This window comes from Proteus alimentorum, from assembly GCF_002607735.1.
GTDB classification, from domain to species: Bacteria; Pseudomonadota; Gammaproteobacteria; order Enterobacterales; family Enterobacteriaceae; genus Proteus; species Proteus alimentorum.
Genome location: NZ_NBVR01000039.1, coordinates 157,319 through 181,268, shown reverse-complemented (window position 1 = coordinate 181,268; position 23,950 = coordinate 157,319). Strand labels below are relative to the sequence as shown.

Sequence of the window (23,950 nt, the reverse complement as noted above, 5' to 3'; positions counted from 1 at the left end):
AACTGCTATATTAAAAGGACGAAAATAAAAAGAGAGTGACCTAAATTGTGAGAAATGTACCTTTAAAAAGCGTTGATTCACTTGACCGAGATGTTATTGCGCTGGGTACAGACTATTTGCCCAATACGTTATTAGAAACGCATCAACATCGTCGAGCCCAATTTTTATACCCCGCCACAGGCTTAATTGAAGTGAGTACCGATGATGGTGAGTGGGTTATTCCACCCTCTTGTGGTGTGTGGATCCCGCCGGAAACTGGGCATGAAACGCGTATGTTAGATGTGAGTACGCGAAGCCTCTATATCGAGCCTTCTGCTGCTCCTCGTCACAGTAAACAGTGTGAAGTGTTAAGTGTTTCTCCTCTCTTTCGTCAGTTGTTACTTGAAGCTGTGGATGTCCCTGCTGAATATGATAAAAAAGGGCGAGATGGTCTTTTAATGCAGTTAATCCTATGTGAATTAGCGAAAGCAAAACCATTACCGTTTTTTGCGCCTATTCCACAAGACAGTAAATTAGCTAAATTATGTCGTGATTTTATCCGTAATCCTAAAATAGATTCTTTGCCGCAACAGTGGGCAGATAAATTACATAAAAGTGAGCGCTCTTTTAGCCGATTTTTTCGTCAGCAAACAGGAATGTCATTTTCACAATGGCGACAACAAGTCTGTTTATTAAATTCATTAACACGGATCTTATCAGGGCGCGGTATTACGGAAATTGCCTTTGATTTGGGGTATAACAGTGCTGGCTCATTCTCAACAATGTTTAAAAAACAGATGGGGCAATCACCTTCTCATTTTAGTATGGATGCATTGGATATTGATCGGTTTTAGTTGAGTACCCTATTGTTATTAAAAACGCGCCATTTAGACGCGTTTATTTTGCAGAAATTACTTCACAATTTAAGCCACTTTTGTCCGTACGATATTCCGTAAACAATAAGGTAGGATCACTAAGCTAAGTGCTGTAATAATTGCGGTTGCAGTTAGCACGACAAAAAAAGCATTTTCAAAGGCGATATTTGCTTGGGATATCACAAGAGACGCCACGTCATTTGGTAATTTTTCTACCACAATAAGAGCCTCATCTAAACTGTCATATACCGCATCATCAATTGTTAATGAGTCAGGTAACATCAATTTTAAGGTGTACACCGTACTCATTAAACTGCCCATAAATGTCACACCAATCACGCTGCCTAGCTCATAAGCCACATCTTCAATTGATGCCGCCATTCCCGCTTGCCTATCTGCGACACTCAACATAATAGAGGTGGATGCTGTGGTAAAAATAATACCTAAACCAAAGCCGATTAAGAATAAGCTACCGATTAATACCATTGGCGATGTTGTTTGATAAACGGCAATTAACCACAGATTTCCCACTAAAGTCAGCATAAATCCGGTAATAATTAGACGAACTTCACCTAAACGCACCAAGAAATAACCGGCCAATAGAGAAGCAAGTACAGAGCCAATAGGAATGGGTAAAATGACCAGCGCTGCATTAAGTGGAGTAAAACCCGCAACAAGCTGTAAACGCTGGCTAAGCAATAATTCAATGCCTACAATGATCACCATAGAAAGTACAGCCATTAAAATACCGATACTAAAAAAGCGGTTTTTAAAGAGTCTAAAGTCAATCATCGGGTGAGTCTGTTTACGTTGACGTAGAGTAAATAGCGTGAGAAAGACGACGGCAATAATGAGGGCGATCGTTGCTTCATTCCATTGTGTATAAGGTTTTCCTATCTCTTTTAGGGTAAAAATGGCGCTGATCAAACCCACTAAAATGAGTATTGAGCTTAAATAATCAATCTTATGGTCACCATGTCCTGAAAACTTAGGAATAAGCCAAATAGAAAACGGTAATACAAAAAGAACAATGGGGACGTTAATTAAAAAGACAGAGCCCCACCAAAAATTATTTAATAAAATACCCCCAATTAAAGGCCCTAAAGCTGCACCGCCAGAAGCAACTGCAGACCAAATGCCAATCGCAATAGCGCGTTCTTGTGGGTTGCTAAAGACTTGGCGCACTATTGATAGTGTTGCTGGCATACTCATTGCAGCGCCTACGGCTAAAAAACCACGAGAAGCAATTAAAGCGGTAGCTGAGGGTGAAAATGCTGCACATAATGAAGCGAGCGCAAATAGTGGTAACCCACTAATAAATAATGTTTTATGACCCATTCTGTCTGTGAGCATACCTGCCGCAGGTAATAATCCGGCAACAATTAATGGATAAGCATTCATTATCCAAAGTTTTTCTGAAGCAGTTGCATTTAAGTCATGGGTTAAACGTGGTAATGCGGTATAAAGCACAGTTACATCAACAACAATGAGAAACAGCATGCTAGATACCAAAAGTAATATTATCCAACGCTTATAATCTTTTATCATATAAATCTCAGTTATTTTATGAGTATTATTTTTACTAGCGGCTATAATATAAATCCATACGGTCGTATTGAAAAGAGGTTTTTATGGGACGGCAAAGAACGATTGATAGAGAAAAGCTACTCGAAGCCATTTTTGACATCGTCATGGAACAAGGCGCTGCAGCTCTGACGATTGATACCGTGGCGAAAAAAATGGGGATCTCAAAAGGAGGCGTTCAATATTGCTTTAGCAGCAAAGAGGCGATGATAGATGCCATGTTTGAACACTGGGAAGGCAGTTATGAAACGCAATTTAAAAAAATCGTTGAAAACGATAACTCACCTGAAAATCGAGTCACTGCACATATTCATGCCACTCATAATCATGACAAAGTCTCTTTTGCTAAAGGGGCGAGTTTGATGGCGGCATTGCTACAAACGCCTGAATATCTGCAAAGTACAAAAGAGTGGTATCAGCAACGATTAGTTGGTGTAGATGCGACAACAGAAGTTGGAAAACGGGCACGATTGGCATTTTTAGCGACAGAAGGCACCTTTTTACTGCGTTATTTTGGATTAATGGATATTGATGATAACGAATGGCAATCTATCTTTGAAGATATTGATTCAGAGTTGCTTCAACAAGAAAAAAGACAATAAAAAAGCATATTGTTAATAATAAAAACAACATGCTTTTTATTGAAGATAATAGGGCTAAATGGAATTAGTCATACATTGTAATTAGTAATACATTGCAATCAGTTTATTATCGAGCTCTTTAACGTCAACGGGAGTGTCAAAAATATCTTCGATAATATCTGCTTTCATGATCTCTTTGGGTGAGCCATGATAATACAACTGCCCATTACGCATGGCTAAAATATAGTCTGAATAGACCGAAGCAAAATTGATATCATGAATAACGATAATAATGGTTTTTCCTAGCTCATCGGCAGCTTTTCGCAGGAGTTTCATCATGATTACTGCATGCTTCATATCCAGATTATTGAGTGGTTCATCCAGCATGACATATTCTGTGTCTTGGCAGAGTACCATTGCCACATAAGTGCGTTGACGTTGTCCACCAGACAATTCATCGAGATAACGGTGACGAAATTCTGTCAAATTTAAAAAGGCTAATGACTCATCAATCACTTTTTTATCATCGAGCGTCAAACGCCCTTTGCTGTAAGGATAGCGCCCAAAACCGACTAGCTCTTCTACGGTTAAACGACTAACAAATTGGTTTTCTTGGCGCAATATTGAGAGATTTTTAGCAAGAACATCACTATCAGTTGCAGCAACATTCATACCATTAACGCTCACCATGCCACTTTCAGGAAGTAATAAACGCCCAATAACAGAAAGTAGTGTGGATTTACCTGCGCCATTAGGGCCTATGATCGAAGTAATACCGCCACGTTGAATAGTTGTTGTAATATTATCGAGAACAGTTGTGTCTTGATAACGTTTTGATATTTTGCTGATTTCAATCATATTAAAGTCTTCTTAACACCAAATAGATAAAGAACATCCCACCAACAAACTCAATCACAACAGAGAGTGTTCCTGTCATTTTTAAGCCATATTCTAAAACCAGTTGCCCACCGATTAAGGCAATCGTACCCAGTAGGAAGGCTACGGGCATCAAGAAACGGTGTTGGCTACTGCCACTGATATGATAAGCAAGGTTAGCGACAATTAAACCCAAGAAGGTTAACGGGCCAACTAAAGCGGTAGAAACTGCAACCAAAACAGAAATCAGCAACAGAATATAAGTGGTCTGTTTGCGGTAATTGATACCGAGGTTAATGGCATTTGCTTGTCCTAATGCCATGACATCAAAGCTATAACGCATACGCCAAAGTAAAACACCAACAACCACAATAATGGCTAAGGCACAAAAGATAAGATCAGGCGTGGCACGAGTGAAGGTGGCAAACATGCGGCCTTGTAAGATGGAAAACTCATTAGGGTCCATCAAACGTTGTAATAACGTAGCTGAACTACGAAATAGCGTGCCTAAAATAATCCCAATCATTAGGACTAAATTAATGTTAAAGCGTACAGAGCTAAACAGCCAGCGGTAGAGTACAACGGAAAATAGCACGAGTAATGTCGATTCTAAGAAGAACTTTGAGAGGTTCAGCATCCACGAGGCCGGCATATCCCCTTCAAAGAAGACAAACACGGTTTGTAGCAACACAAATAGGGCTTCTAACCCCATTAGGGAAGGGGTCAAAATACGGTTATTCGCGATAGTTTGAAACAATATTGTGGAAACACCTGCGGCAAAAGCCACGACAATCATCGTCAGAATAATGTAAGCACGGTGAGTCAGAATATAAGAGATATTGCCGTTTAGGTTTATCGTCATAAATAACACAATAGATAATAACGATGCCCCTAATAATAACCAGATACGAGACATAGGTGAGAGGCGCATTTTCTTATGTTCGACAGCGCCAGTACATTTGCTAATTATGGATGAATTAACTTTTTGCATAACGTTGCTGCTTTAGTAGTAAGAAAAGGAAAATAATGGCACCTACAGCGCCTAAAATCACGCTGGCAGGAATTTCAAATGGGTAGCGAATAAGGCGACCAATCACATCACACAGTAAAACAATCGCACCACCACTTAAGCAAACCCAAGGGATAGTTTTGCGAACATTATCCCCCATCACTAAGCTCACCAGATTGGGCACAATCAAACCAAGGAAAGGCAATGCACCAACAACAGAAACCACAACACCACTGATAAGCGCGATAATCGATAATCCTATTATCATGACCTTGCGGTAATTCAGCCCCACGTTAATGGAGAATTCTCGCCCCATTCCGGCAACAGTAAAGCTATCTGCAACCCAACACGCCATGATTGCTAGCGCACCGACAAGCCATAACAGCTCGTAACGGCCTTGTAGCACACTTGAGAAATCGCCACTTGTCCATGCATCTAATGATTGTAGTAAATCGAAATACACCGCTAAGAAGATGGTGAGTGCGCCAATAACGGCACTGAGCATAATGCCGACTAAAGGAACTATCAGTGTTGTTTTTAACGTGATCCTTTGCAAAAGCAACATAAACAACAACGTACCCAGAAGGGCAAAAACCGTTGCGACCATCATTTTGGTAAAGATGCTAGCTGCAGGAAAGAGCAGCATGACGACTAATAATCCAAGACTTGCAGATTGTGTTGTTCCTGCAAGAGAAGGTTCAACGAAGCGGTTTTGAGTAAGCAGTTGCATGATTAAACCTGCAACACTAATGGCACCACCGGCGAGTAATAATGATAGGGTTCTTGGAACTCGGCTGATAAAGAAGATATCACGCATATCGGGATCAGAAAAAAGCGAAGCAGGAGTAATATCTCCTGCACCGACAAATAGACTGATCATTGAGAGGATAGCGATAACCCCTATCCCCAATGATAAATGGAACGTTTTCATTCAGTTATTTTATTTTTTTTGATCCAATGCCTGATTAATTGTATCCATTAAGCGAGAGTAAGTTTGGATCCCGCCGGAGATATAAATAGAACTTGCATCAAGATAGATAACTTGGTCTTTATTCCAAGCATTTACTTTTCTGACCAGTGCATTATCAAGGACTTGTTGCGCAGGTTGTGAATCTTCACGACCAATTGCTGCGTCACGGTCAATAACAAACATCCAGTCTGGGTTAAGTTTTAACAGTAATTCAGAGTTAACGATGTTGCCGTGTGAGCCTGGGCTATCAAAAACATAAGCGGGTTCAAAACCTAATACATCATAGATAAAGCCAAAGCGAGAGCCTGGGCCATAAGCAGAAATTTTACCGCCACTGACTAAAACGACCATTGCTTTACCTGCATCTGGTGTTTTGGTTTTTACGGTATCAATTTTGTTATTAAAATCAGCCAATAGTTTTTGGGCTTGTTCTTCTTTGCCAAAAATTTGACCTAATGTTGTTGTGCGTTCAGCAAGGCTTTCGACAAAACGTTTAGGGTCAATATCCATTGAAATCGCCGGTGCAATTTCACTTAATTTTGAATACGCATCACGAGCACGGCTACCACTTAAAATTAAATCAGGCGCTGTTGTGCTGAGCTTTTCATAGTTCGGCTCAAATAATGCACCTTCATTGATATAGTCGTTCGGGTTGGTGTACTTCTCTAAAAATTTTGGTAAATGAACATTCGTTTGTGGAAGACCAACAATAGAAACACCTAATGCATCAATAATATCGAGGGTTTCCATATTCATCACAACCACTTTTTGTGGGTGTGCAGGGATTTCAGTTGTCCCTTGAAAATGTTCAATCGTGAGAGTTTGTTTCTCTGCTGATTGTGCTGTTGATGTGTCTTGAGCGTTATCACAACCTGCGATAACAAGTGAAGAAAGCAGTAAAAACAGTGGGCTTAATGACTTTTTAAACATTCTCTTTCCCATATTGTTGCAACACGAAATAACACGGATCTTTACAGCAGTGGCTTAAATGTCGATCCACAAAAAAGACGATAATACCATCAAAAACATAAAGAGTAATGATACTAATTCACATTCTCATAATAATAAAGGATTAACTTGACTAAAATGGTGAAATTTTGTGAGAGATCATCAAAGGAAAATAAAGAACAAATTTCGTGACGTGAAAGAACTCTTAAGATTATTTGCTCAATTTGTGAAGAGTGTCAAAAGAGTAGGTCAAGGAGAGACAATTCTTAACCTATAAGAAATATCGTTAACTAGTATCATTGCGTATACTTCATTCAAGCAGAAACAATCCTTATTTTAATCTTACTTCGGTTTCTGTACTGACACAGTAATGAATGCACAAGAGAACGCCTTGTTATCTCTAGGGTAATCGTTGCCAACTCAAGAGGGTTTTATGCAAAAGAAATATATTTACTTATTTTGTTCTGCTGGCATGTCAACATCTCTTTTAGTGACCAAAATGCGAGCACAAGCAGAAAAATATGAAGTGCCTGTGGTCATTGAAGCATTTCCTGAAACTTTAGCTGCACAAAAAGGACAGGATGCGGATCTGATTTTACTTGGTCCACAAATTAGTTGGATGTTGCCTGATATCCAAAAATTACTCCCTAATAAACCGGTCGAAGTGATCGATTCTTTGTTATACGGAAAAGTAGATGGCTTAGGTGTGTTAAAAGCCGCTGTTGCCTCTATCAAAAAAGCATCTGCAACCACAAATTAATTTTATTTTTTATTTTTTTATTATTTCTATTCCAGTCAAAGAGCGAATTTTTCAGCAAGCCGAGCAGTTAGCGGCATTTTAAGGGTATTTTTCTATGAGTAAGTTTATTGGTTCACTTGAAAAGGTACTCCTTCCTTTTGCGGTTAAAATTGGAAAGCAACCTCACGTTAATGCGATTAAAAATGGTTTTATTCGTTTAATGCCACTAACCCTTGCAGGGGCAATGTTTGTCCTTATCAATAACGTCTTTCTTAGTTTTGGTGATGGCTCCTTCTTTTATTCTTTAGGTATCCGCCTTGATGCATCAACAATAGAAACGCTCAATGGTTTTAAAGCCATTGGGGGGAATGTCTATAATGGTACATTGGGTATAATGTCGTTGATGGCACCGTTCTTTATCGGAATGGCATTAGCAGAAGAGCGTAAAGTTGACCCGATTGCGGCAGGTTTACTTTCTATTGCGGCCTTTATGACAGTAACACCTTATAACGCAGGTGGTGCTTATGCTGTAGGTGCTAATTGGTTAGGTGGGGCAAATATTATTTCAGGTATCATTATTGGTCTTGTTGTGGCTGAAATGTTTACCTTTATTGTCCGTCGTAACTGGGTTATCCGTTTACCCGATAGCGTACCAGCATCTGTTTCGCGTTCATTCTCTGCATTAATTCCAGGTTTTATTATCTTATCTGTTATGGGGATTGTTTCGTGGGGATTAGCGACGTATGAAACGAACTTCCATCAAATTATTTTAGATTCTATCTCAACACCATTAGCATCAATGGGCTCTGTGGTAGGTTGGGCTTACGTTATTTTCACCTCGCTACTGTGGTTCTTTGGTATTCATGGTTCGCTCGCACTTGCAGCACTTGATAGTGGCATTATGACACCTTGGGCATTAGAGAACGTCTCAATTTATACTGAATACGGTTCAGTCGAAGCAGCATTGGCAGCAGGTAAGACGTTCCATCTCTGGGCGAAACCGATGTTAGATTCCTTTATCTTCTTAGGGGGTACAGGGGCAACACTGGGACTGATTATTGCAATCTTTATCGCATCTCGTCGCGCCGATCATCGCCAAGTGGCAAAACTGGCATTACCAGCAGGTTTATTCCAAATTAACGAACCGATTATTTTTGGCCTGCCTGTGATTATGAACCCCGTGATGTTTATTCCATTTATTCTTATTCAGCCTATTCTTGCCGCTATTACTGTGACTGCTTATTACTTAGGGATAATCCCACCAGTGACAAATATTGCACCATGGACAATGCCAACTGGGCTCGGTGCCTTCTTTAATACCAACGGTAGTATTGCAGCACTGTTATTAGCACTGTTTAACTTGGGTGTTGCCACACTGATTTATCTTCCTTTTGTGATTATTTCAAATAAAGCTCAAACTGAAATTGAAAAAGAAGAAAGTGAAGAAGATATTGCTAATGCGTTGAAATTTTAAGTCATAGAAAAAGAAGTGCAGAGGCTTCTCTGCACTTGTTAGTGTCAAAGAGGAAAGATGATGTTAGATATTGAAAATGCCGTTGATAGCAGTGCAACCGATGATGAATTTGAAGAGATCATTATGGGGCTTATTATTAACTCAGGCCAAGCTCGTAGTGTGGCTTATGGCGCATTAAAGAAAGCCAAGGAAGGTGATTTTGAAAGCGCGAGAAAATTGATGGAACAATCTCGCGAAGCATTAAATGAAGCTCATAAAATACAGACTCGTTTAATTGGCGATGACCAAGGTGTAGGAAAAACGAAAGTCAGTTTGGTATTAGTTCACGCGCAAGATCATTTAATGACATCAATGTTAGCCAGAGAGTTAGTGACAGAATTAATCGAGTTACATGAGAAGATAAAATAAGATGAATACTGTGGTGGAGTCATTGAGAGCACCAAGCGAAATCCGCATGGTCTATGAAGATCAGCTATTTAATGGCAAAAACTTTCATGTCTTTATTTATAATAAAACAGAAAGTGTTAGTGGATTGCATCAGCATGATTATTATGAATTCACCATTGTATTAACAGGGCGCTATTATCAAGAGATTAATGGCAAAAAGGTTTTATTAGAGCGGGGTGACTTTGTTTTTATTCCCATAGGCTCTCATCATCAAAGTTTTTATGATTTTGGTGCAACACGCATTTTAAATGTGGGAATTAGTAAAGCCTTTTTTGATAAACATTACCTCTCGTTATTGCCTTCTTATTTTATCGCTTCACAAGTTTATGAATTAAAAAATGAGTTTCTTTCCTATATTGAATCCGTTATTGGTTCATTAAATTTCCGTCATACCGAATTTAATGAATTTATTGAAATTGTCACCTTCAATGTGGTGAATAGATTACGACACCATCGAGAAAATAGAACGCAAGACGATATTCCCTTATGGTTGAAAGACACTGTAAGCGAGATGCATGATAAACAAAAATTTGGTGAAAATGCACTGGTTAATATGGTGATGTTATCAGGGAAATCACAAGAATATTTAACTCGAGCAACTCGGCGTTATTACGATAAAACACCAATGCAAATTATTCATGATATTCGAATTAATTTTGCGAAAAAACAATTGGAAATTACAAACTATTCGATAACAGATATTGCTTTTGATGCGGGTTACAGCAGCCCAAGTTTATTTATTAAGACATTTAAGAAAATAACTTCGCTGACACCAAATAGTTATCGGAAAAATTTATACAGTATTAAAGAAACAAACTAATTCATTATTAAGCGAAAGAAATTAATCAACAATAAAGATTAATTTTATTGAAAATAGAGAGAAAGAAGAAAATAAGCTTATTTTCTTCATGGCTCTTTACGCCTTAATTTCGTCATTAATACACAAATAACAGCACTATTACGCTGTATGGGAGTATTTTATGAGTCATAAATTAAAAGTAGTTACCATTGGTGGTGGAAGCAGCTATACGCCTGAATTATTAGAAGGTTTTATTAAGCGTTATCATGAACTGCCTATCACTGAATTATGGTTAGTAGATGTTGAAGAAGGGAAAGAGAAGCTTGATATTATCTTTGAGCTTTGCCAACGCATGATAAAAAAAGCGGGTATTCCTTTAACCCTTTATAAAACACTTAATCGCCGTGAAGCATTAAAAGAGGCTGATTTTGTCACAACACAATTGCGTGTGGGTCAATTGAAAGCCAGAGAGCTTGATGAATCTATTCCGTTAAGCCATGGCTATTTAGGACAAGAAACCAATGGTGCGGGTGGGTTATTTAAAGGCTTACGCACTATTCCGGTTATTTTCGATATTATTAAGGATGTTGAAGAAATTTGCCCTCATGCGTGGATCATCAACTTTACGAATCCAGCAGGTATGGTAACAGAAGCCGTTTATCGTCATACCAATTTTAAGAAATTTATTGGCGTTTGTAATATTCCAATTGGTATGAAGATGTTTATTACAGATGTTCTTAAGTTAACAGATAAAGATGAACTTTCCATTGATTTATTTGGCTTAAATCACATGGTGTTTATTAAAGACGTTATTGTAAATGGTCAATCTCGTTTCCCTGAATTGTTAGACGGTGTGGCTTCAGGCACATTAACCGCGGGCTCTGTAAAAAATATTTTTGACCTACCCTTTAGTGAAGGGTTGATCCGCTCTCTTAATATGCTGCCATGCTCTTATTTACTGTATTACTTCAAGCAAAAAGAGATGTTAGCTATTGAAATGGGCGAATACTATAAAGGGGGTGCTCGCGCTAAAGTAGTACAAAAAGTCGAAAAGCAACTGTTTGAATTGTATAAAGATCCTGATTTAAATATCAAACCGAAAGAGTTGGAATTGCGAGGTGGTGCTTATTATTCTGATGCAGCCTGTGAAGTGATTAATGCTATTTATAATGATAAACAAGCTGAACATTATGTGAATATTCCTCACCATGGTCATATTGATAATATTCCAGCAGATTGGTCAATTGAAGTGACCGCTATTTTAGGGCGTGATGGCGCTAAACCTCACCCACGTTTAACGCATTTTGATGAAAAAGTAATGGGATTAATTCATACCATCAAAGCCTTTGAAATTGCAGCCAGTAAAGCGGCGATTAGTGGTGAATTAAATGATGCTTTATTAGCGATGAACTTAACACCGTTAGTCCTTTCAGATAAAGATGCAGAAGTGCTTACGCGTGAAATGTTATTAGCACATAAAGCACATCTACCTAATTTTGCTAAAGCAATTGCTGAGTTAGAAAAAGCCTCTCATTAATTGTCAGTAGATAAAAATAAGTAATAAGGAGACAGAATGGCTGGTTTATTAATTGTGAATGCGGATGATTTCGGGCTGAGTAAAGGCCAAAACTACGGTATTGCAGAGTGTTTTCGTCATGGTGTCGTTAGCTCAACAACGGCACTTGTCAATGCTGAAGGAATTAAACACGCAGCACAATTGCGTCATGAGTTGCCTGGACTAGGTATTGGGCTTCATTTTACGTTGACGATGGGTAAACCGCTGTCTCCTTTACCTTCTTTAATGCGTGAAGGTGTACTCGGGAAATGGGTATGGCAAATGGCTGAAGAGGGCAATTTACCGCTTGATGAAATACGTGTGGAGCTTAACGCACAATATCAGCGTTTTATTGAGATCTTTGGTTGTGCGCCAGACCATATTGATAGCCACCATCATGTGCATATGTTTAAACAAATTTTTCCTATTGTGGCGGAGTTTGCCAAAGAGAAATCGCTACCAATGCGCGTTGATAGAGCGCTAGCCCATAAAGAAGGGATTAATACTCAAGGTGTGATAAGTAGTGATGGTTTTGATAGTCAATTTTATGGAAATGAAATTACTCAAGCATTGTTTTTAAAAGTGCTTGATGAATCAAAAGCGCGTCATGAGCATTCTATTGAAGTGATGACACATCCTGCTTTTGTCGATAATCCATTGCGTGCAAGTGGTTACTGTTTTCAGCGTTTAACGGAGCTTGAGGTATTAACAGATATCACGTTAAAACAAGCAATTATTGAACGAGGATATCAGTTAGGAACGTATCAAGATTTAATAAAATGATTCGGAATGTCGTTTAGGCAATAGATGTCTGTGTTATTCCCTAGTGTGGGTCTTTTGGAAATTATAATTTATTTTATATTTGCCTCTATTTTTATAAAGCAGAGGCATTTTTGTTTTTAAGTGTTCTCATTAAGTAATAATGTAAGTGCATCTGAAACATAACAATAAGATTGTGGTGCAGTGAAGCCTGTTTCTTTAAGTTTTGCGAGTGAGATCGGTTTTTGGTATTCAACTATATTTTTTAACCAAATCATTATTCCTTTTTTGCCATTAGTAAGGTAGTTTTCTAACTCATCGTTTGAGATAGCAATTTTATCTAAATAATACTGTTTTATTTCATCCTTACTAACGTGTTCTATTTTATCGATATAAGCATGACCCGTGATCGCTTTTTTAGGCGATGAACTATAAATATACATTTTATTGTGTTGTATAAAACTTAACCCGACAGATTTACGGAGTTCTATAACTTTATTGCCATTATAGATTTTTTGAACATACTTAGGTTTGATACTGATAATAATTTTTTTCATCTTGATCAGGAATGATTATAAATGACACAAAGTTTAGCTTTTTGGGTTGAAAACTCAAGTGAAAATGCGTTTAACACTCTGGGTTTAGAGCTACATTTTAATTATTGGCACCTTCCTGATGATAAAATAAATTATTTAGATATAGGTGTATTAATTAGTGGGAAAAATAAATGTTTCGATTCAATCAATGTTTACTTACCTTTTAAGTACAATATAAAAAGCTATATTCCGACTTTAGGGGATAAAGTTGTTGAAAGTGAAAAATTAATCTCGGCTGTTTTTAATAATGATGTCAGTAATATAAAACCAATAAGAGAATGTAGTGCTAAATACATTGTTTTTTCAGAACAAAAAGATAGCGAAGGTATTGTATTTTTTACTAATTTATCACATGGAACATCAGAAGGTAGAGTGTTAATTGAAGAGCATAGTGAAGATGACGAAGTTGGAACAATTATTAAATTCTCCAATAAAATATTCAATTGTTCAGAAGAGTATAAAGAAAAAAATTGGTATTTAAGATTTAGGTATATTCTAGAAAAAGAAGATATTGATAATATTTCAAGAGAGTATAAATCAAAAGATTCATTAATAACATATTATTTTGAAAAAAGCGAAGTTGTAGATTTTAGAGTTAATGAATCGCGTAATTTACCGAAAACAATTAGAGAAAAAGTCGCGACATGCAGAGAGATTAATAAAGTTCATTTTTTCCTCATTAGAAATGAATCCTCAGAATTTAAAATAGGACATACAACCTATGATCGCTGTCGAATATTAGAAGATAAACTGTGGGATTCATATCTTTGTTATAATAAAGATACACAGGTCAAAACAAAAATGTTGATCTATCATTGGAAGACAAAATCAGAGAAAAACATAGAGTATTTTTCAGCTTTTGCTAGGTTTATGACTCGAAAAGTGGGATTAAAAGAAGTTATGTTTGTTATATTATGTATTCTAGTTCTAGGTACTATTTCTAGTTTACTTGCAACAGTATTAACGAATATTATTACTTGATTTTTTGTAAGTTAATATATAATTAAAATTAATCCATTAATAATAGGTTTTTATATGAAGAAGGAGAGTTATATGCGAAGTATCAATTATGCTTCTCTATTTTCGTATGATCACCAAGCCTCTCTGTTACAGATCAGCCACTTTTTAAGTGACATATCTGCGTTATATCCTAATTTTAATTACTGGCTCCAATATAAATTTTATCAACCATCTCATGAAAGTCAGCGAAAAATTATTATTGCTCATAATGGTACTGCGCTCTTAGGTATCGCTTTACTGAAAAAAAGCCATGATGAGAATAAAATTTGCACCCTTTACACTTCACCATTTCATCAAGGGCAAGGGATAGGTAGCCAATTGGTCGATTTATCATTGCAATACTTTGATTCACCAGATGTACTTATTACGGTTGCACAAGAAAAGTTGATAGAATTAGCACCTATTTTAAAATCAAAAGGTTTTATATGTACGTCGTCAATACAAGGGTTTTATCGCCCAGAAAGTACAGAATATTTTTTTAATTTAGAATAATTTTTTGGAAACGAGGTTTAGGCAATATTTTAAATTTAAAAACACGCCTGTACAGTTAATCAAAACCGATAACCAATATTGCCGATAAGTGCATAGCTTGGGTAACTTTTTCCTTCCATTTTAAAATAACTACCTTCATAACTAACGGTTAACGCTATATTTTTGGCGATTGTAAATGTGGATCCTGTTCCCCAACTTAATGATTTTGAAGCATTATCTTTATTGGCATTTTCTTCAGTATGATAACTAATGCCACTTGCACCCACTGTGGCATAGAGGTCAATAAAAGGCGTTAGAGCATAAGCAGGGCCTAAGGAAAGGGAAACATAACGTAATCTGCCATTATTGGATAATGGCTGGTGTGAGAGTGTACCCGAAAATTGCATAGAAATTTTTTTATTAGTATGAGGTGATGTTTGAACTCTTAGATTAACGCCATTTGCGGTAGGCAAATCTTTTACTTTTATATAAGCATAACCAATAGAATAGAGAGTACGATCATTTTTAGCATAAGTGAGAGAAGTCAATAATAGTGTAAAGGGCAATAGCGCTAATAATGTTTTTTTCATAAAAATAAAAACTCTAATAATAATTAGAACGATAGAAGAGCACATATTATAAAAATAATATGTGCTTTATATAATTAGAATCGGTAACCGATATTGGCGATAAATCCATCCATAACTAAGCGATTTTCGCTTAATTCACTCATTTTATAGCGGCTGTTTTCGTAACCCACAGACATAGACAGCATTTCAGTTGGGTTAATAATCATACCAGCCCCCCAGCTAAAGGTATTTTTCTTGATTTTATTTTTTCCAATATTTTCATCAGTGATATTTTTGAACTGTATTTGGCTAATACCTGCGACGCCATAAACACTGAAGAAATCATTTAAACGTAGTGTGGGACCAGCCATAACAGAATAATAACGGGCATTCACATCACGCAGAACTTGTTTGACGGGTTTATCTAAATCGTATTCATTTTGTGCATAGGTTGCTGTTGCTAAAATACCAAACTGTTGATTCAATTCTTGGCGTAAAGAAACAGAACCGCCATGCATAGGGTCTTGTCCTTCCATTTTGAGTTGTGCGTAACCCGCTGAAAGTGTTGTTTTACCAAAATTAAGATCTTCTTGAGCCTGTGTTGAAGTTGTCGCTAATAAACCAGTAATAAATAAAATCGATAGTAATTTTGTTTTCATAATTTTTATTCCATTAATAAAAGAGTAAGGATGGCTATTAAACGAAGAAGATTATAATAATGACTTTATTTTTAATGGAATAAAAAATAGCGCGTTGATTTAAATACGGTTGTTTTATTAAAGAGATCTGTTAAACATTATCAATGTTATATAAACAANTGGAATAAAAAATAGCGCGTTGATTTAAATACGGTTGTTTTATTAAAGAGATCTGTTAAACATTATCAATGTTATATAAACAATAATATGCGATTAATATAAATCACCATGAGGATAAATAAAAAATAAGCATGAAAATAAATAAAAGGCTCTCTAAAAAAAAATAGAGAGCCTTTTTCGGTTTATTTAAGACCTAAATCACTTTGTAGACTGAGTACTTTATTTTGTAAATTATCTAATTCAAGCTGTTTCTCCATCACTGATTTTGATGGATTGTTTTGTGCCGCTTTCATTTGTTTATCAATTTCATTGATCTGTTTTTGAATATCATTTTGCCCTTTGGTTTTTTGGCGAATTTGATTTAACAGATTGGTCATGGACTGATTTAAGGCACGTTGATTTGCTTGTTGGGTTTTGAGGCTCGCATTGGTCTGTTGCTTTTCTTTCTCTATGGCAGCAAGAACCGCTTTAAACTCTGTATTTAATGCTTTCTCATTAGCGAGAGTAGCTTGTTTTTGCTCGATACGATTATCGTAAGTCCCTGAATAATTACAGTTAAACTTAGTAATTATACTAACATCACCCGTTGTTGGATCACAATCTGCGGGATTGGTGACACAACCGCTTAATAGTAAGGTCATGCCAACAAGGGAAAGAGGTAAAAATTTCATTATCATCCTTTTTAACGTTAACTAAGTCTTATTGCAGTGCGTTGAGTATAAAGGCTATCAAGCTCTTCTTGTAAAGAAGCAACTTGTTGCTTCATCCCATCGATTTGTTTATCAAGCTGTGCGGTTTTTAAGCCATCTTGACGACTTTGAGCCGCGATATCACGCCACTCACCTTCACGTTTTTTCATATCTGCTAAGCGTGAACGAAGTGCTGCAATATTGGCATCAATACCTTTGAGTTGTTTCTCTGCGGCGTCTTTATTTAAACGTTGCTGTTTCATATCTTGCTGAATTTTGGCAATGGCTTTTTTATCATCAGCAATCACGGCTTTTGCCGTGTTAGAGGCGCTTTGTAAGCGCTGATTTTCATTTTGAATATCAGCAATCATGGAATTGAGCATCTCTTCTTTTGTCGCGTAATTTTGGCGTTTATTGTCTAAATAGGCATTGGCACCAATACCGACACCACACCCCGCGACAGCAGCAATAAGCATACATGCGCCTTTATTGCTGGAATTTGAGACTAAGCAGCCTAATGCGCCAATAGCGGCCCCCCCTGCACAAGCCGTAATACCTGACTTGCTGAAAAACTCCATATCACTGTTATTTTTCAAACGAGGATCAGTACCGTTATTACTTTGGCACCCTGATAAGGCAAGTAAAGCACTAATGCTAAGTACCGCCATAAGTTGTTTATTCATACCACACCTATCCCAAAGTCTCTGTTATTGTTTTTTGCACGCTTCAAGCCATTCATTCCGTGAAACTTTACCGTTAGCCCAATATCCTTGGAGTCCCTGCATATACGTTGAAAGGTACGTATTTAAATTTGATTTGCCTCTGGCTTCCATCAATTGGCGTACAACGTCAATTTGTGGTTTTACTAAAGAAGCATCATACGTTGTTGCCATATCCACTAATGTGTCTGCGTAATAACTCACGACAAAGTCGAGGGTTTTCTTATGTTCGTTAACTTGTTCTTGACGTCGTTCACAAGTGGCATCTTTTGTGCCCGCAGGACAATTTTTTTCATGTAATGCAATTAATCTGTCGTAGAACTCGCCATCATCTTTTAATTTGGTACATAAAAAAGCGCCTAATTGCAGTGAAGTACGGATAGCTTGATCTCGTTGCTCATCACGCAGTTGCGCATTTGCGCGTAATGTATTTTTCAATTCAGCTAACTGTTTTTTCAACGCTTCATCTTGTACTTGGGTTGAGAGTGTATTCAGGCTATTAATGGAATTATCGCTATTGGTTTTCGATTTATTATTTGTAGGTTTCTCATTACCTAACTGTTGCCACTCTTTTTCGATCTCTTTGATTTTGTCTCGTGATGTTAATGCTGGGGCAACAATCGCTAAACGAAAGCCTGTGTATTTGTTTTTATTTGCACCCGTATTGGTGTAATAAGGCTCTTCTTGACGCCATGAACTGCGCATATCGCTTTCTGGGGTGAGATAGCTACCACCACGCACAATAAAACCACCAGCTTGACCATGTAAGCGGTCGAGTTTGTTTAATCTAAAAGGTTCAAACATCATTTCTGCGACATTACCGAGCATGTCATGCAAACCTAATGGATTAGGTGATAACAACCCTGTTAGCTGTAAAGAACCATTAGCAGATTGACTGCCTGCTGACCAAATATAGTTCTTAGTACCTTCTGGCATTGGGAAACGCACATCACGAAATTCTGAGGCTGAGACTTTTAAACCGCCACGCGCCGCAAATTCCCATTCCGTTTCTGTCGGTAATCTTGCAAAACCTTTTGCGCCATCTTCCACGGGTAAAGCATCAGCATGATTGCTTCTTAACCATTGATTGTATTGATCCGCAAATTGCATCGCTTCATACCAACTGATATTTACTTTAGGTAAACGTAATTTGTTGGATGCTGTAGGGCACTCTTTGCCGTTTATCGCGCTCTGCATGGCGTTATATTGCAGATCGGTAACGGGGTATTTTGCCATAAGGTAGTAACGGCCTTTTTCTTTCCCTTTTAATGGAAAGCTACCCGCAATATGTTCTGCTCGTGATTGTTCTAAATAGCCCCACTCATCACCTTCTTGCCCTAGGGTTACACTGTAATCTTGTAATGGCTGGCTTAAAGGAATGGTGACTTGGCGAAAAACCATTGCACCTTCACAAGGGAAAGGCAGGATCACATCATCAGGCAACGCTTTTGGATTAACGAATTTATCATCCCATTTGGCCGATACAGTAAAACTGCTAGATAACAGCGCGAATGATAAAGTGAGAAGCGATAAATTAAATTTCACGTAAGCTCTCCGCAGGTTCAATTGAAACGGCTCGTAATGCGCCAATACTTGCCACCACTAAAGCCACAAGTAAGGCACTGCACATGGCAATCAATAAATCCCAAAATGTTAACTGACAAACAAAGGCTTGTTCAGGTAAATGTGTACCTAATAATGTGGTAAATAAGGCACTACCGATGGCATAAAGCCCAAGGGCTAAAATAAAGGCAACACTCGTTAATAACAGTGCTTGCAACACAATATATAAAGAGACGGCAAATTGACGAAAACCCAATAGGCGTAATACCGCCATGTCTTTGCGTTTACGGTCAATATTGGCAAGGAATGCGCCAATGAGAGAGGCAATACAGCCTAAGAGTGATACCCACGCAATCACGGAAAAAATAACGTTAAGGACATAACTGATTGCTTTTACAGAATCGATTTGGCTTCTTTGTGTCATCACATCAATGTGTTGTTGTCTAAACCAATCATCTAGCGGTGCAATGGCATCTAAATTTTCTGCATAAAGGCGAGCTTTAGCAAACTGAGTTCTTGATTTCGCTTCAGTGCCTTGTGTTACGCCAAAAAGAGGCGCTTGATAACCATCTCGGTAATCTTCCATTGCCACTAAAACATCAAGAGAAACAAACGCAGCTGCTCTTGGAAATTTGCTGTCACTGATAATGGCACTGACCGTAAAGGTACGTTTGGCGCGTTCATTGGCGCCATTAAGTTTACGGCTGATAAATAAGCGTACACTATCACCTATATTCGCCTGTAGTTTATGTGCCGCATTGGCAGAGAGCACTAAGGTGTCTGCATTTTGAGGAATAGCTACACCCTCTAATAATGGATCGTTTTCTGCTGTCGGAATAATTTCTGCATTATCAATAAAACGTTGTCCATCAATCACAATATCAGCTTGTGTGTTTAAGCTACGTGTTAATGGGATAACAAAACGAACCTCTTCTTTGTGTGCAATCTCATTAAACCAACTTTGTGGATAATTGCCATTGCCTAACATCCGTATTTCAAGGTTACGAGGATCATTGAGTAGTTGGTTGTGAAGTTGCGTTACAATGCCATTTTTTAGTCCAAACAGCAGTAACAGTGGCGCAATCACTGAGACTAAAGAGAACACAATACAGAGCGCGACTTTGCGATCATAAATTAAGTCACGCCAAGCGAGTGAACTGAGTAAGCCAAGGCGATTAGGATTGGTATTATTGTTTGATAAAGACACTACCGTCCCCTTGTAGTTGTGCATGATAGTGACTAAATTCAAAACGCTCGACTAAAGACCAATCGTGACTCACAACCAACGCAGAAATATCGAGTTGCTTTACCATCTCCACAATCAATGCATATAACGCTTGTGCATTATAAGGATCGAGAGCGGCTGTAGGCTCATCGGCAAGTAATAAAGCGGGTTCATGGGCGATTGCGCGAATAAACGCCGCACGCTGACGCTCACCAATGGAGAGTTGTCGAGGAAGACGATTAAGTAAAGGGCGTAATTGCAGATGCTCAATTGCGTGATCGAGCCAAGCAGAGTGCGGCGTTAATCCCAGCATCTTACGAGGTAATTGAATATTTTGCATGACGGTTAAAAAGGGAAGTAATCCGCCACTTTGGAGCATAAAACCCAATTTCTCAGCACGTAATGATGCGAGTTGAGCTTGTTGATGACTCGACACTGCTCGCGTGATAATTAAATCATCACTGAGTTGAAAATGCGTTAATTCATCGGGGCGTAAAATCAACCCTATCATTTCTAGTAAGGTACTTTTACCACAACCACTTAATCCCGTTAGCGCGCCAATTTCTCCTTTTTCAAGGATCAATGAAGGAAGCGCAACACGAAAACCATGTTGCGCATCTCCACGCGTAATTGCCATGCCTTCAATCTGGATCATTAAGGCAAGTTTTCCAGTGGAACAGGATAAACGTGATCGCGAGGATCACTTTGCGGTGCAAGAGATATCCAACGATCAACATCTTCGTTATAACGTTGATAGTATTGTAACTTGGTATTTAATCGACGAATAAATTTCTCTTGCTCTAGACCATCCCAGCTTTTCCACGTTTCTTCATCTAAGCCCAATACTTCACTTAAATAAGGGAGGTTTTCGACGTATTCACCCAATAAGCCCATTTCGCCTAATTTAGTCGCTGAGCCTTGTTTGATTTGATTTGGATCGTTCCCCATAGTGGCGGCAATTGAGCGTAAATCCGCAAACATATTGTCAGGAGAGATCAAACCTTCATTAGCCGCATTAACGATTTTTTTCATCACATCGCTTAAATCGCTAAGCTCACTTTTCGTCAGTAAAACCTGCACTTCAGTGGTTGGGATATTTTGCTGTAATAAATCTCGGTCACTTATCCATGCTTTAAACACAGGAGGCGCTTTTGTACCTTGTTTTTCACCTAAATAGGCTAAACGCATGGCATAGCCTAAATCGTGTGCATCGTTAAGCAAGGTATCTGTCTCTTTATCTTTGCTATAAGTAGGATCAGCATTTAATGCACTACCTACAGTCACTTCACCACGATAAGCCGTTTGAATTTGAGTGGTGACAGCAGTGGCTAGACTATCGACCATCCGACCAAAACTATTTACATCCCCTGAGTTGATAGGGTAGTAAAGCGATTTATGTAAGAACGGGTTAAGCGTTAATGCTTCATATTGGGCTTGTGCTGAAGCATGATTTTTTGCCCCTGATGGGGTTTTTAAATGCAGTGTATAAAGTGCAACACCGCGATAAGCGGCTTCTTGGCGAATTTGTTCAGCATCCAGCTTAGTGGATGAAAGAGGATCATCGCCTGTTAATGCGCCAGCATCAGTGATTAAAATAACGTAACGCGCACCAAAGCGTGTCCAATCAACATCATCAAGGGCTTGCATTACACCCGCATAAGCATCTTCATCAAAACGACTACTTGAGACTTTAGCTTGGCGTAATTCTTTGACTTTATTCAGGAAATCGGGCCCATCTTTTACATCATTGGGGTTTACAAACATTTTGCTGTCGTATTCCAATGCAGGGACGGCTTTGATATTAGAGCGAAACGCCACTAAGCCAAATTTTACCTTATCCAACATGTTGTCTTTTTCGACTTGTGCATAAACCTTTTGGATCGCTTCTTTGGTTCTATCAATATAAGGATCCATCGATATTGTTGAGTCGATAACAAACACCACTGCGGCAGAAAAGCCTTGCATCATATTATCAGCATCTTTGCTGTTAGGTGTTGCCGGTTTTGTATTGTTTGCCGTTGTATTTGCATTCTGTGTGTCTTTGCTGTCTTTGGTTTGAGAAGAGACAGAAGCCACATTGAGCACACGTACTTTATAGCCCGCATCAGTAAAGACTTCATCTGAGCCTAATACAGGCAGTAGATAGAAATTACTTTTCTGATCAATCATATAATCAGGCTCTTTTGCTAAAACAGCCGGATTCACTTTTTGGTTTTTGATATCCGCTAAAAAGGGTTTGTACTGTTTTTCAGGGGTTGGGCTTTCAAGTAAGCTTTCAACCGTTTGTTTATCTTTGAAAAACAGCATTGGGTTACGACCTGCTGGGTTAGTAAATGCGAGTGTTAACTGCATTTTCCACTCTGATGTACAACTTGCATCCATCCAACCACTGATATGGCCTAAGCTATCAGGACCAACTTGTAACCACTCATTAGCGCCTTGTTTTTGGCGTTGATAAACATAAAAACGGCTGAATGCAGGTTGCTCTTTACCTTTTGCGCCAACAGTATCAGCGACTTGGCAACCTGGATAAGTTAGTACACGTTGATAGAGGGTTTTTTTACCCTCTTGTAATAGCGGTTTTTTCTCTTCAGCACTTGCTGGCGCTGTTAGAATTAAACCGCTGAGAATAAGCGTAAGCCAATGCGCCTTTTTCATGCGACTTTCCTATTTTTTCAAAGCTTCAAGACGCGCTTTGGCGTCACTGTTTTGTGAGTCATGATTGAGAACCGCTTCGTACCAATAAATAGCGGTCTCTTTGTCTGCACTAAAGCAGCCTTGTGTTGATGCGGTTTCTGGATCATATTCACGCGCGTAATTCAGTGCGATCTCAATATCACCTGATTGTGCTTTATAAGCATATAAACGCTGCGCAACATCACATTGATTGTTCTGTTTCGCTTGTTCAATTGTTGCAAGGATAGTTTTGCTATCAGGTTGACTCTGTATGCAACTTTGTACAAAAGCTAATGCGGTACCCGATTTCATGTTTTCAACACTACACACACTGGGTGTTGCCGGTTCTGGTGTTGGTTGTGGTGCAGGCTCGCCTGCTGGATTGCCTCTTAGTAAGAAGAACCACGTTAAGATACCCGCTAAAATTAAAATCAAGATAATCGCTAAAATTAAGCCAATTTTTGATTTTTTCGGCGCGGGTGGTGTTGGTCGTTGTGGTGGTTCATCTACGTTGATTTCAGGGATAATCGGCTCTGGTTCTTCCGATCCAATTTTAATAGGTTCTGGCGCTGGCTCCGATGGGGTTTCTTCAACAATAGGAGTAGGCGGAACAGGCTGATTATCTAATGTTGCTATGGATTTTAATGCTTCACTTTGACCTTGCGCTTGTGAGGCTAATACGCCATCACGAATACGTAATCGCCCGATATCTTGTGTTTCATTATCGTCTTTTAACGTAAATTGATACGCCATTTGTAAGTTGCTAACGAGGGGATCAACTAACGTTTTATCAAGAATGATTTGATAACCGTCATCAGCATCTTCAAGTGAAAGCTGGTGGAAAAAGGCATTACCCACCCATTCCCCTTTATCATTTAAGAAATAACGATCTTGGTTACGCTGAATGCTTAAATAAACAGGGGAAGCGTCACCTTCCCAATTACGAATACTTAATACCGCAAAGCCGGGACGAGCAGGTTGTACGGGTTTTAATTCTGGATTAAACACG

At 38.4% G+C, this 23,950-nt stretch carries 25 protein-coding genes; 10 read left to right on the top strand and 15 right to left on the bottom strand.

Going from position 1 to position 23,950, the window contains the following annotated elements:
- Nucleotides 1-47: 47 nt before the first annotated feature.
- Nucleotides 48-833 (top strand): AraC family transcriptional regulator, encoded by a 786-nt coding sequence (locus B6258_RS15935; protein WP_099076075.1) that lies wholly within the window; start codon nucleotides 48-50, stop codon nucleotides 831-833.
- A 69-nt stretch (nucleotides 834-902) separates the two neighbouring features.
- Here B6258_RS15935 and B6258_RS15930 read toward each other — a convergent pair whose 3' ends face one another.
- Nucleotides 903-2,402, bottom strand: a complete 1,500-nt coding sequence (locus tag B6258_RS15930; RefSeq protein WP_099076074.1) for an MFS transporter — start codon at nucleotides 2,400-2,402, stop codon at nucleotides 903-905.
- An 83-nt stretch (nucleotides 2,403-2,485) separates the two neighbouring features.
- On the opposite strand from B6258_RS15930, the gene B6258_RS15925 reads away from it, so the two are divergent.
- Nucleotides 2,486-3,040, top strand: coding sequence for a TetR/AcrR family transcriptional regulator (locus tag B6258_RS15925; RefSeq protein ID WP_099076073.1), 555 nt, complete (start codon nucleotides 2,486-2,488; stop codon nucleotides 3,038-3,040).
- Nucleotides 3,041-3,121: 81 nt separating this feature from the next.
- Here B6258_RS15925 and B6258_RS15920 read toward each other — a convergent pair whose 3' ends face one another.
- Genes B6258_RS15920 through B6258_RS15905 form a run of 4 tightly spaced genes read right to left on the bottom strand, consistent with a single transcriptional unit; the run spans nucleotide 3,122 to nucleotide 6,804 of the window.
- A complete protein-coding gene (locus B6258_RS15920; protein ID WP_099076072.1) occupies nucleotides 3,122-3,877 on the bottom strand; it encodes an iron ABC transporter ATP-binding protein in 756 nt (251 codons plus the stop codon).
- A gap of 1 nt (nucleotide 3,878) precedes the next feature.
- Nucleotides 3,879-4,886, bottom strand: a complete 1,008-nt coding sequence (locus B6258_RS15915; RefSeq protein ID WP_099076071.1) for an iron chelate uptake ABC transporter family permease subunit — start codon at nucleotides 4,884-4,886, stop codon at nucleotides 3,879-3,881.
- Nucleotides 4,873-5,835 (bottom strand): ABC transporter permease, encoded by a 963-nt coding sequence (locus B6258_RS15910; protein WP_099076070.1) that lies wholly within the window; start codon nucleotides 5,833-5,835, stop codon nucleotides 4,873-4,875. The genes B6258_RS15915 and B6258_RS15910 overlap by 14 nt, the downstream gene beginning before the upstream one ends.
- Before the next feature lie 9 nt (nucleotides 5,836-5,844).
- Entirely contained in the window at nucleotides 5,845-6,804 is a 960-nt protein-coding gene (locus B6258_RS15905) for a siderophore ABC transporter substrate-binding protein (RefSeq protein WP_099076069.1), read from the bottom strand.
- A gap of 451 nt (nucleotides 6,805-7,255) precedes the next feature.
- Here B6258_RS15905 and B6258_RS15900 point away from each other — a divergent pair, with 451 nt between their 5' ends.
- The 6 genes from B6258_RS15900 (at nucleotide 7,256) to chbG (ending at nucleotide 12,619) form a co-directional block, all read left to right on the top strand.
- A complete protein-coding gene (locus B6258_RS15900) occupies nucleotides 7,256-7,582 on the top strand; it encodes a PTS sugar transporter subunit IIB (protein WP_069369489.1) in 327 nt (108 codons plus the stop codon).
- A gap of 94 nt (nucleotides 7,583-7,676) precedes the next feature.
- Nucleotides 7,677-9,035 (top strand): PTS N,N'-diacetylchitobiose transporter subunit IIC, encoded by a 1,359-nt coding sequence (gene chbC, locus B6258_RS15895; protein ID WP_099076068.1) that lies wholly within the window; start codon nucleotides 7,677-7,679, stop codon nucleotides 9,033-9,035.
- 60 nt (nucleotides 9,036-9,095) lie between these two features.
- Nucleotides 9,096-9,443: a PTS N,N'-diacetylchitobiose transporter subunit IIA gene (chbA, locus tag B6258_RS15890; RefSeq protein WP_099076147.1), complete on the top strand. Its 348-nt coding sequence runs from the start codon at nucleotides 9,096-9,098 to the stop codon at nucleotides 9,441-9,443.
- Nucleotide 9,444: 1 nt separating this feature from the next.
- Nucleotides 9,445-10,302 carry a transcriptional regulator ChbR gene (gene chbR / locus B6258_RS15885; RefSeq protein ID WP_099076067.1) on the top strand — a complete coding sequence of 286 codons (858 nt, stop codon included), beginning with the start codon at nucleotides 9,445-9,447 and terminating at the stop codon, nucleotides 10,300-10,302.
- 160 nt (nucleotides 10,303-10,462) lie between these two features.
- On the top strand, nucleotides 10,463-11,818 hold the full coding sequence (locus tag B6258_RS15880; protein ID WP_099076066.1) for a 6-phospho-beta-glucosidase: 1,356 nt from the start codon (nucleotides 10,463-10,465) through the stop codon (nucleotides 11,816-11,818).
- Between the two features lie 36 nt (nucleotides 11,819-11,854).
- Nucleotides 11,855-12,619 (top strand): chitin disaccharide deacetylase, encoded by a 765-nt coding sequence (gene chbG, locus B6258_RS15875; protein ID WP_099076065.1) that lies wholly within the window; start codon nucleotides 11,855-11,857, stop codon nucleotides 12,617-12,619.
- A gap of 116 nt (nucleotides 12,620-12,735) precedes the next feature.
- Here chbG and B6258_RS15870 read toward each other — a convergent pair whose 3' ends face one another.
- Entirely contained in the window at nucleotides 12,736-13,152 is a 417-nt protein-coding gene (locus B6258_RS15870) for a hypothetical protein (RefSeq protein WP_099076064.1), read from the bottom strand.
- A gap of 21 nt (nucleotides 13,153-13,173) precedes the next feature.
- Between B6258_RS15870 and B6258_RS15865 the strand changes: the two genes are divergently transcribed.
- Complete coding sequence (locus B6258_RS15865) at nucleotides 13,174-14,172, top strand: hypothetical protein (protein WP_099076063.1); 999 nt, start codon at nucleotides 13,174-13,176, stop codon at nucleotides 14,170-14,172.
- A gap of 72 nt (nucleotides 14,173-14,244) precedes the next feature.
- Nucleotides 14,245-14,703: a GNAT family N-acetyltransferase gene (locus B6258_RS15860; RefSeq protein ID WP_164996186.1), complete on the top strand. Its 459-nt coding sequence runs from the start codon at nucleotides 14,245-14,247 to the stop codon at nucleotides 14,701-14,703.
- 59 nt (nucleotides 14,704-14,762) lie between these two features.
- Here the strand turns inward: B6258_RS15860 and B6258_RS15855 are convergent, their stop codons facing one another.
- From B6258_RS15855 to B6258_RS15815, 9 genes are all read right to left on the bottom strand, one after another.
- Nucleotides 14,763-15,272, bottom strand: a complete 510-nt coding sequence (locus tag B6258_RS15855) for an outer membrane beta-barrel protein (protein ID WP_164996185.1) — start codon at nucleotides 15,270-15,272, stop codon at nucleotides 14,763-14,765.
- A gap of 74 nt (nucleotides 15,273-15,346) precedes the next feature.
- Nucleotides 15,347-15,910 (bottom strand): Ail/Lom family outer membrane beta-barrel protein, encoded by a 564-nt coding sequence (locus tag B6258_RS15850; protein ID WP_099076060.1) that lies wholly within the window; start codon nucleotides 15,908-15,910, stop codon nucleotides 15,347-15,349.
- Nucleotides 15,911-16,251: 341 nt separating this feature from the next.
- A complete protein-coding gene (locus B6258_RS15845) occupies nucleotides 16,252-16,740 on the bottom strand; it encodes a hypothetical protein (protein WP_240531609.1) in 489 nt (162 codons plus the stop codon).
- A 17-nt stretch (nucleotides 16,741-16,757) separates the two neighbouring features.
- Nucleotides 16,758-17,441 (bottom strand): hypothetical protein, encoded by a 684-nt coding sequence (locus B6258_RS15840; RefSeq protein ID WP_099076059.1) that lies wholly within the window; start codon nucleotides 17,439-17,441, stop codon nucleotides 16,758-16,760.
- A 24-nt stretch (nucleotides 17,442-17,465) separates the two neighbouring features.
- On the bottom strand, nucleotides 17,466-19,022 hold the full coding sequence (locus B6258_RS15835) for a formylglycine-generating enzyme family protein (protein ID WP_099076058.1): 1,557 nt from the start codon (nucleotides 19,020-19,022) through the stop codon (nucleotides 17,466-17,468).
- Nucleotides 19,012-20,247, bottom strand: a complete 1,236-nt coding sequence (locus tag B6258_RS15830) for an ABC transporter permease (protein WP_240531608.1) — start codon at nucleotides 20,245-20,247, stop codon at nucleotides 19,012-19,014. The genes B6258_RS15835 and B6258_RS15830 overlap by 11 nt, the downstream gene beginning before the upstream one ends.
- The gene (locus B6258_RS15825) at nucleotides 20,228-20,920 is read right to left on the bottom strand and encodes an ABC transporter ATP-binding protein (protein ID WP_099076056.1); all 693 of its coding nucleotides are present in this window, start codon (nucleotides 20,918-20,920) and stop codon (nucleotides 20,228-20,230) included. The genes B6258_RS15830 and B6258_RS15825 overlap by 20 nt, the downstream gene beginning before the upstream one ends.
- Nucleotides 20,920-22,923, bottom strand: coding sequence for a vWA domain-containing protein (locus B6258_RS15820; RefSeq protein WP_099076055.1), 2,004 nt, complete (start codon nucleotides 22,921-22,923; stop codon nucleotides 20,920-20,922). The genes B6258_RS15825 and B6258_RS15820 overlap by 1 nt, the downstream gene beginning before the upstream one ends.
- A gap of 9 nt (nucleotides 22,924-22,932) precedes the next feature.
- Nucleotides 22,933-23,949 carry a hypothetical protein gene (locus B6258_RS15815; RefSeq protein ID WP_099076054.1) on the bottom strand — a complete coding sequence of 339 codons (1,017 nt, stop codon included), beginning with the start codon at nucleotides 23,947-23,949 and terminating at the stop codon, nucleotides 22,933-22,935.
- Between the last annotated feature and the right edge of the window lies 1 nt (nucleotide 23,950).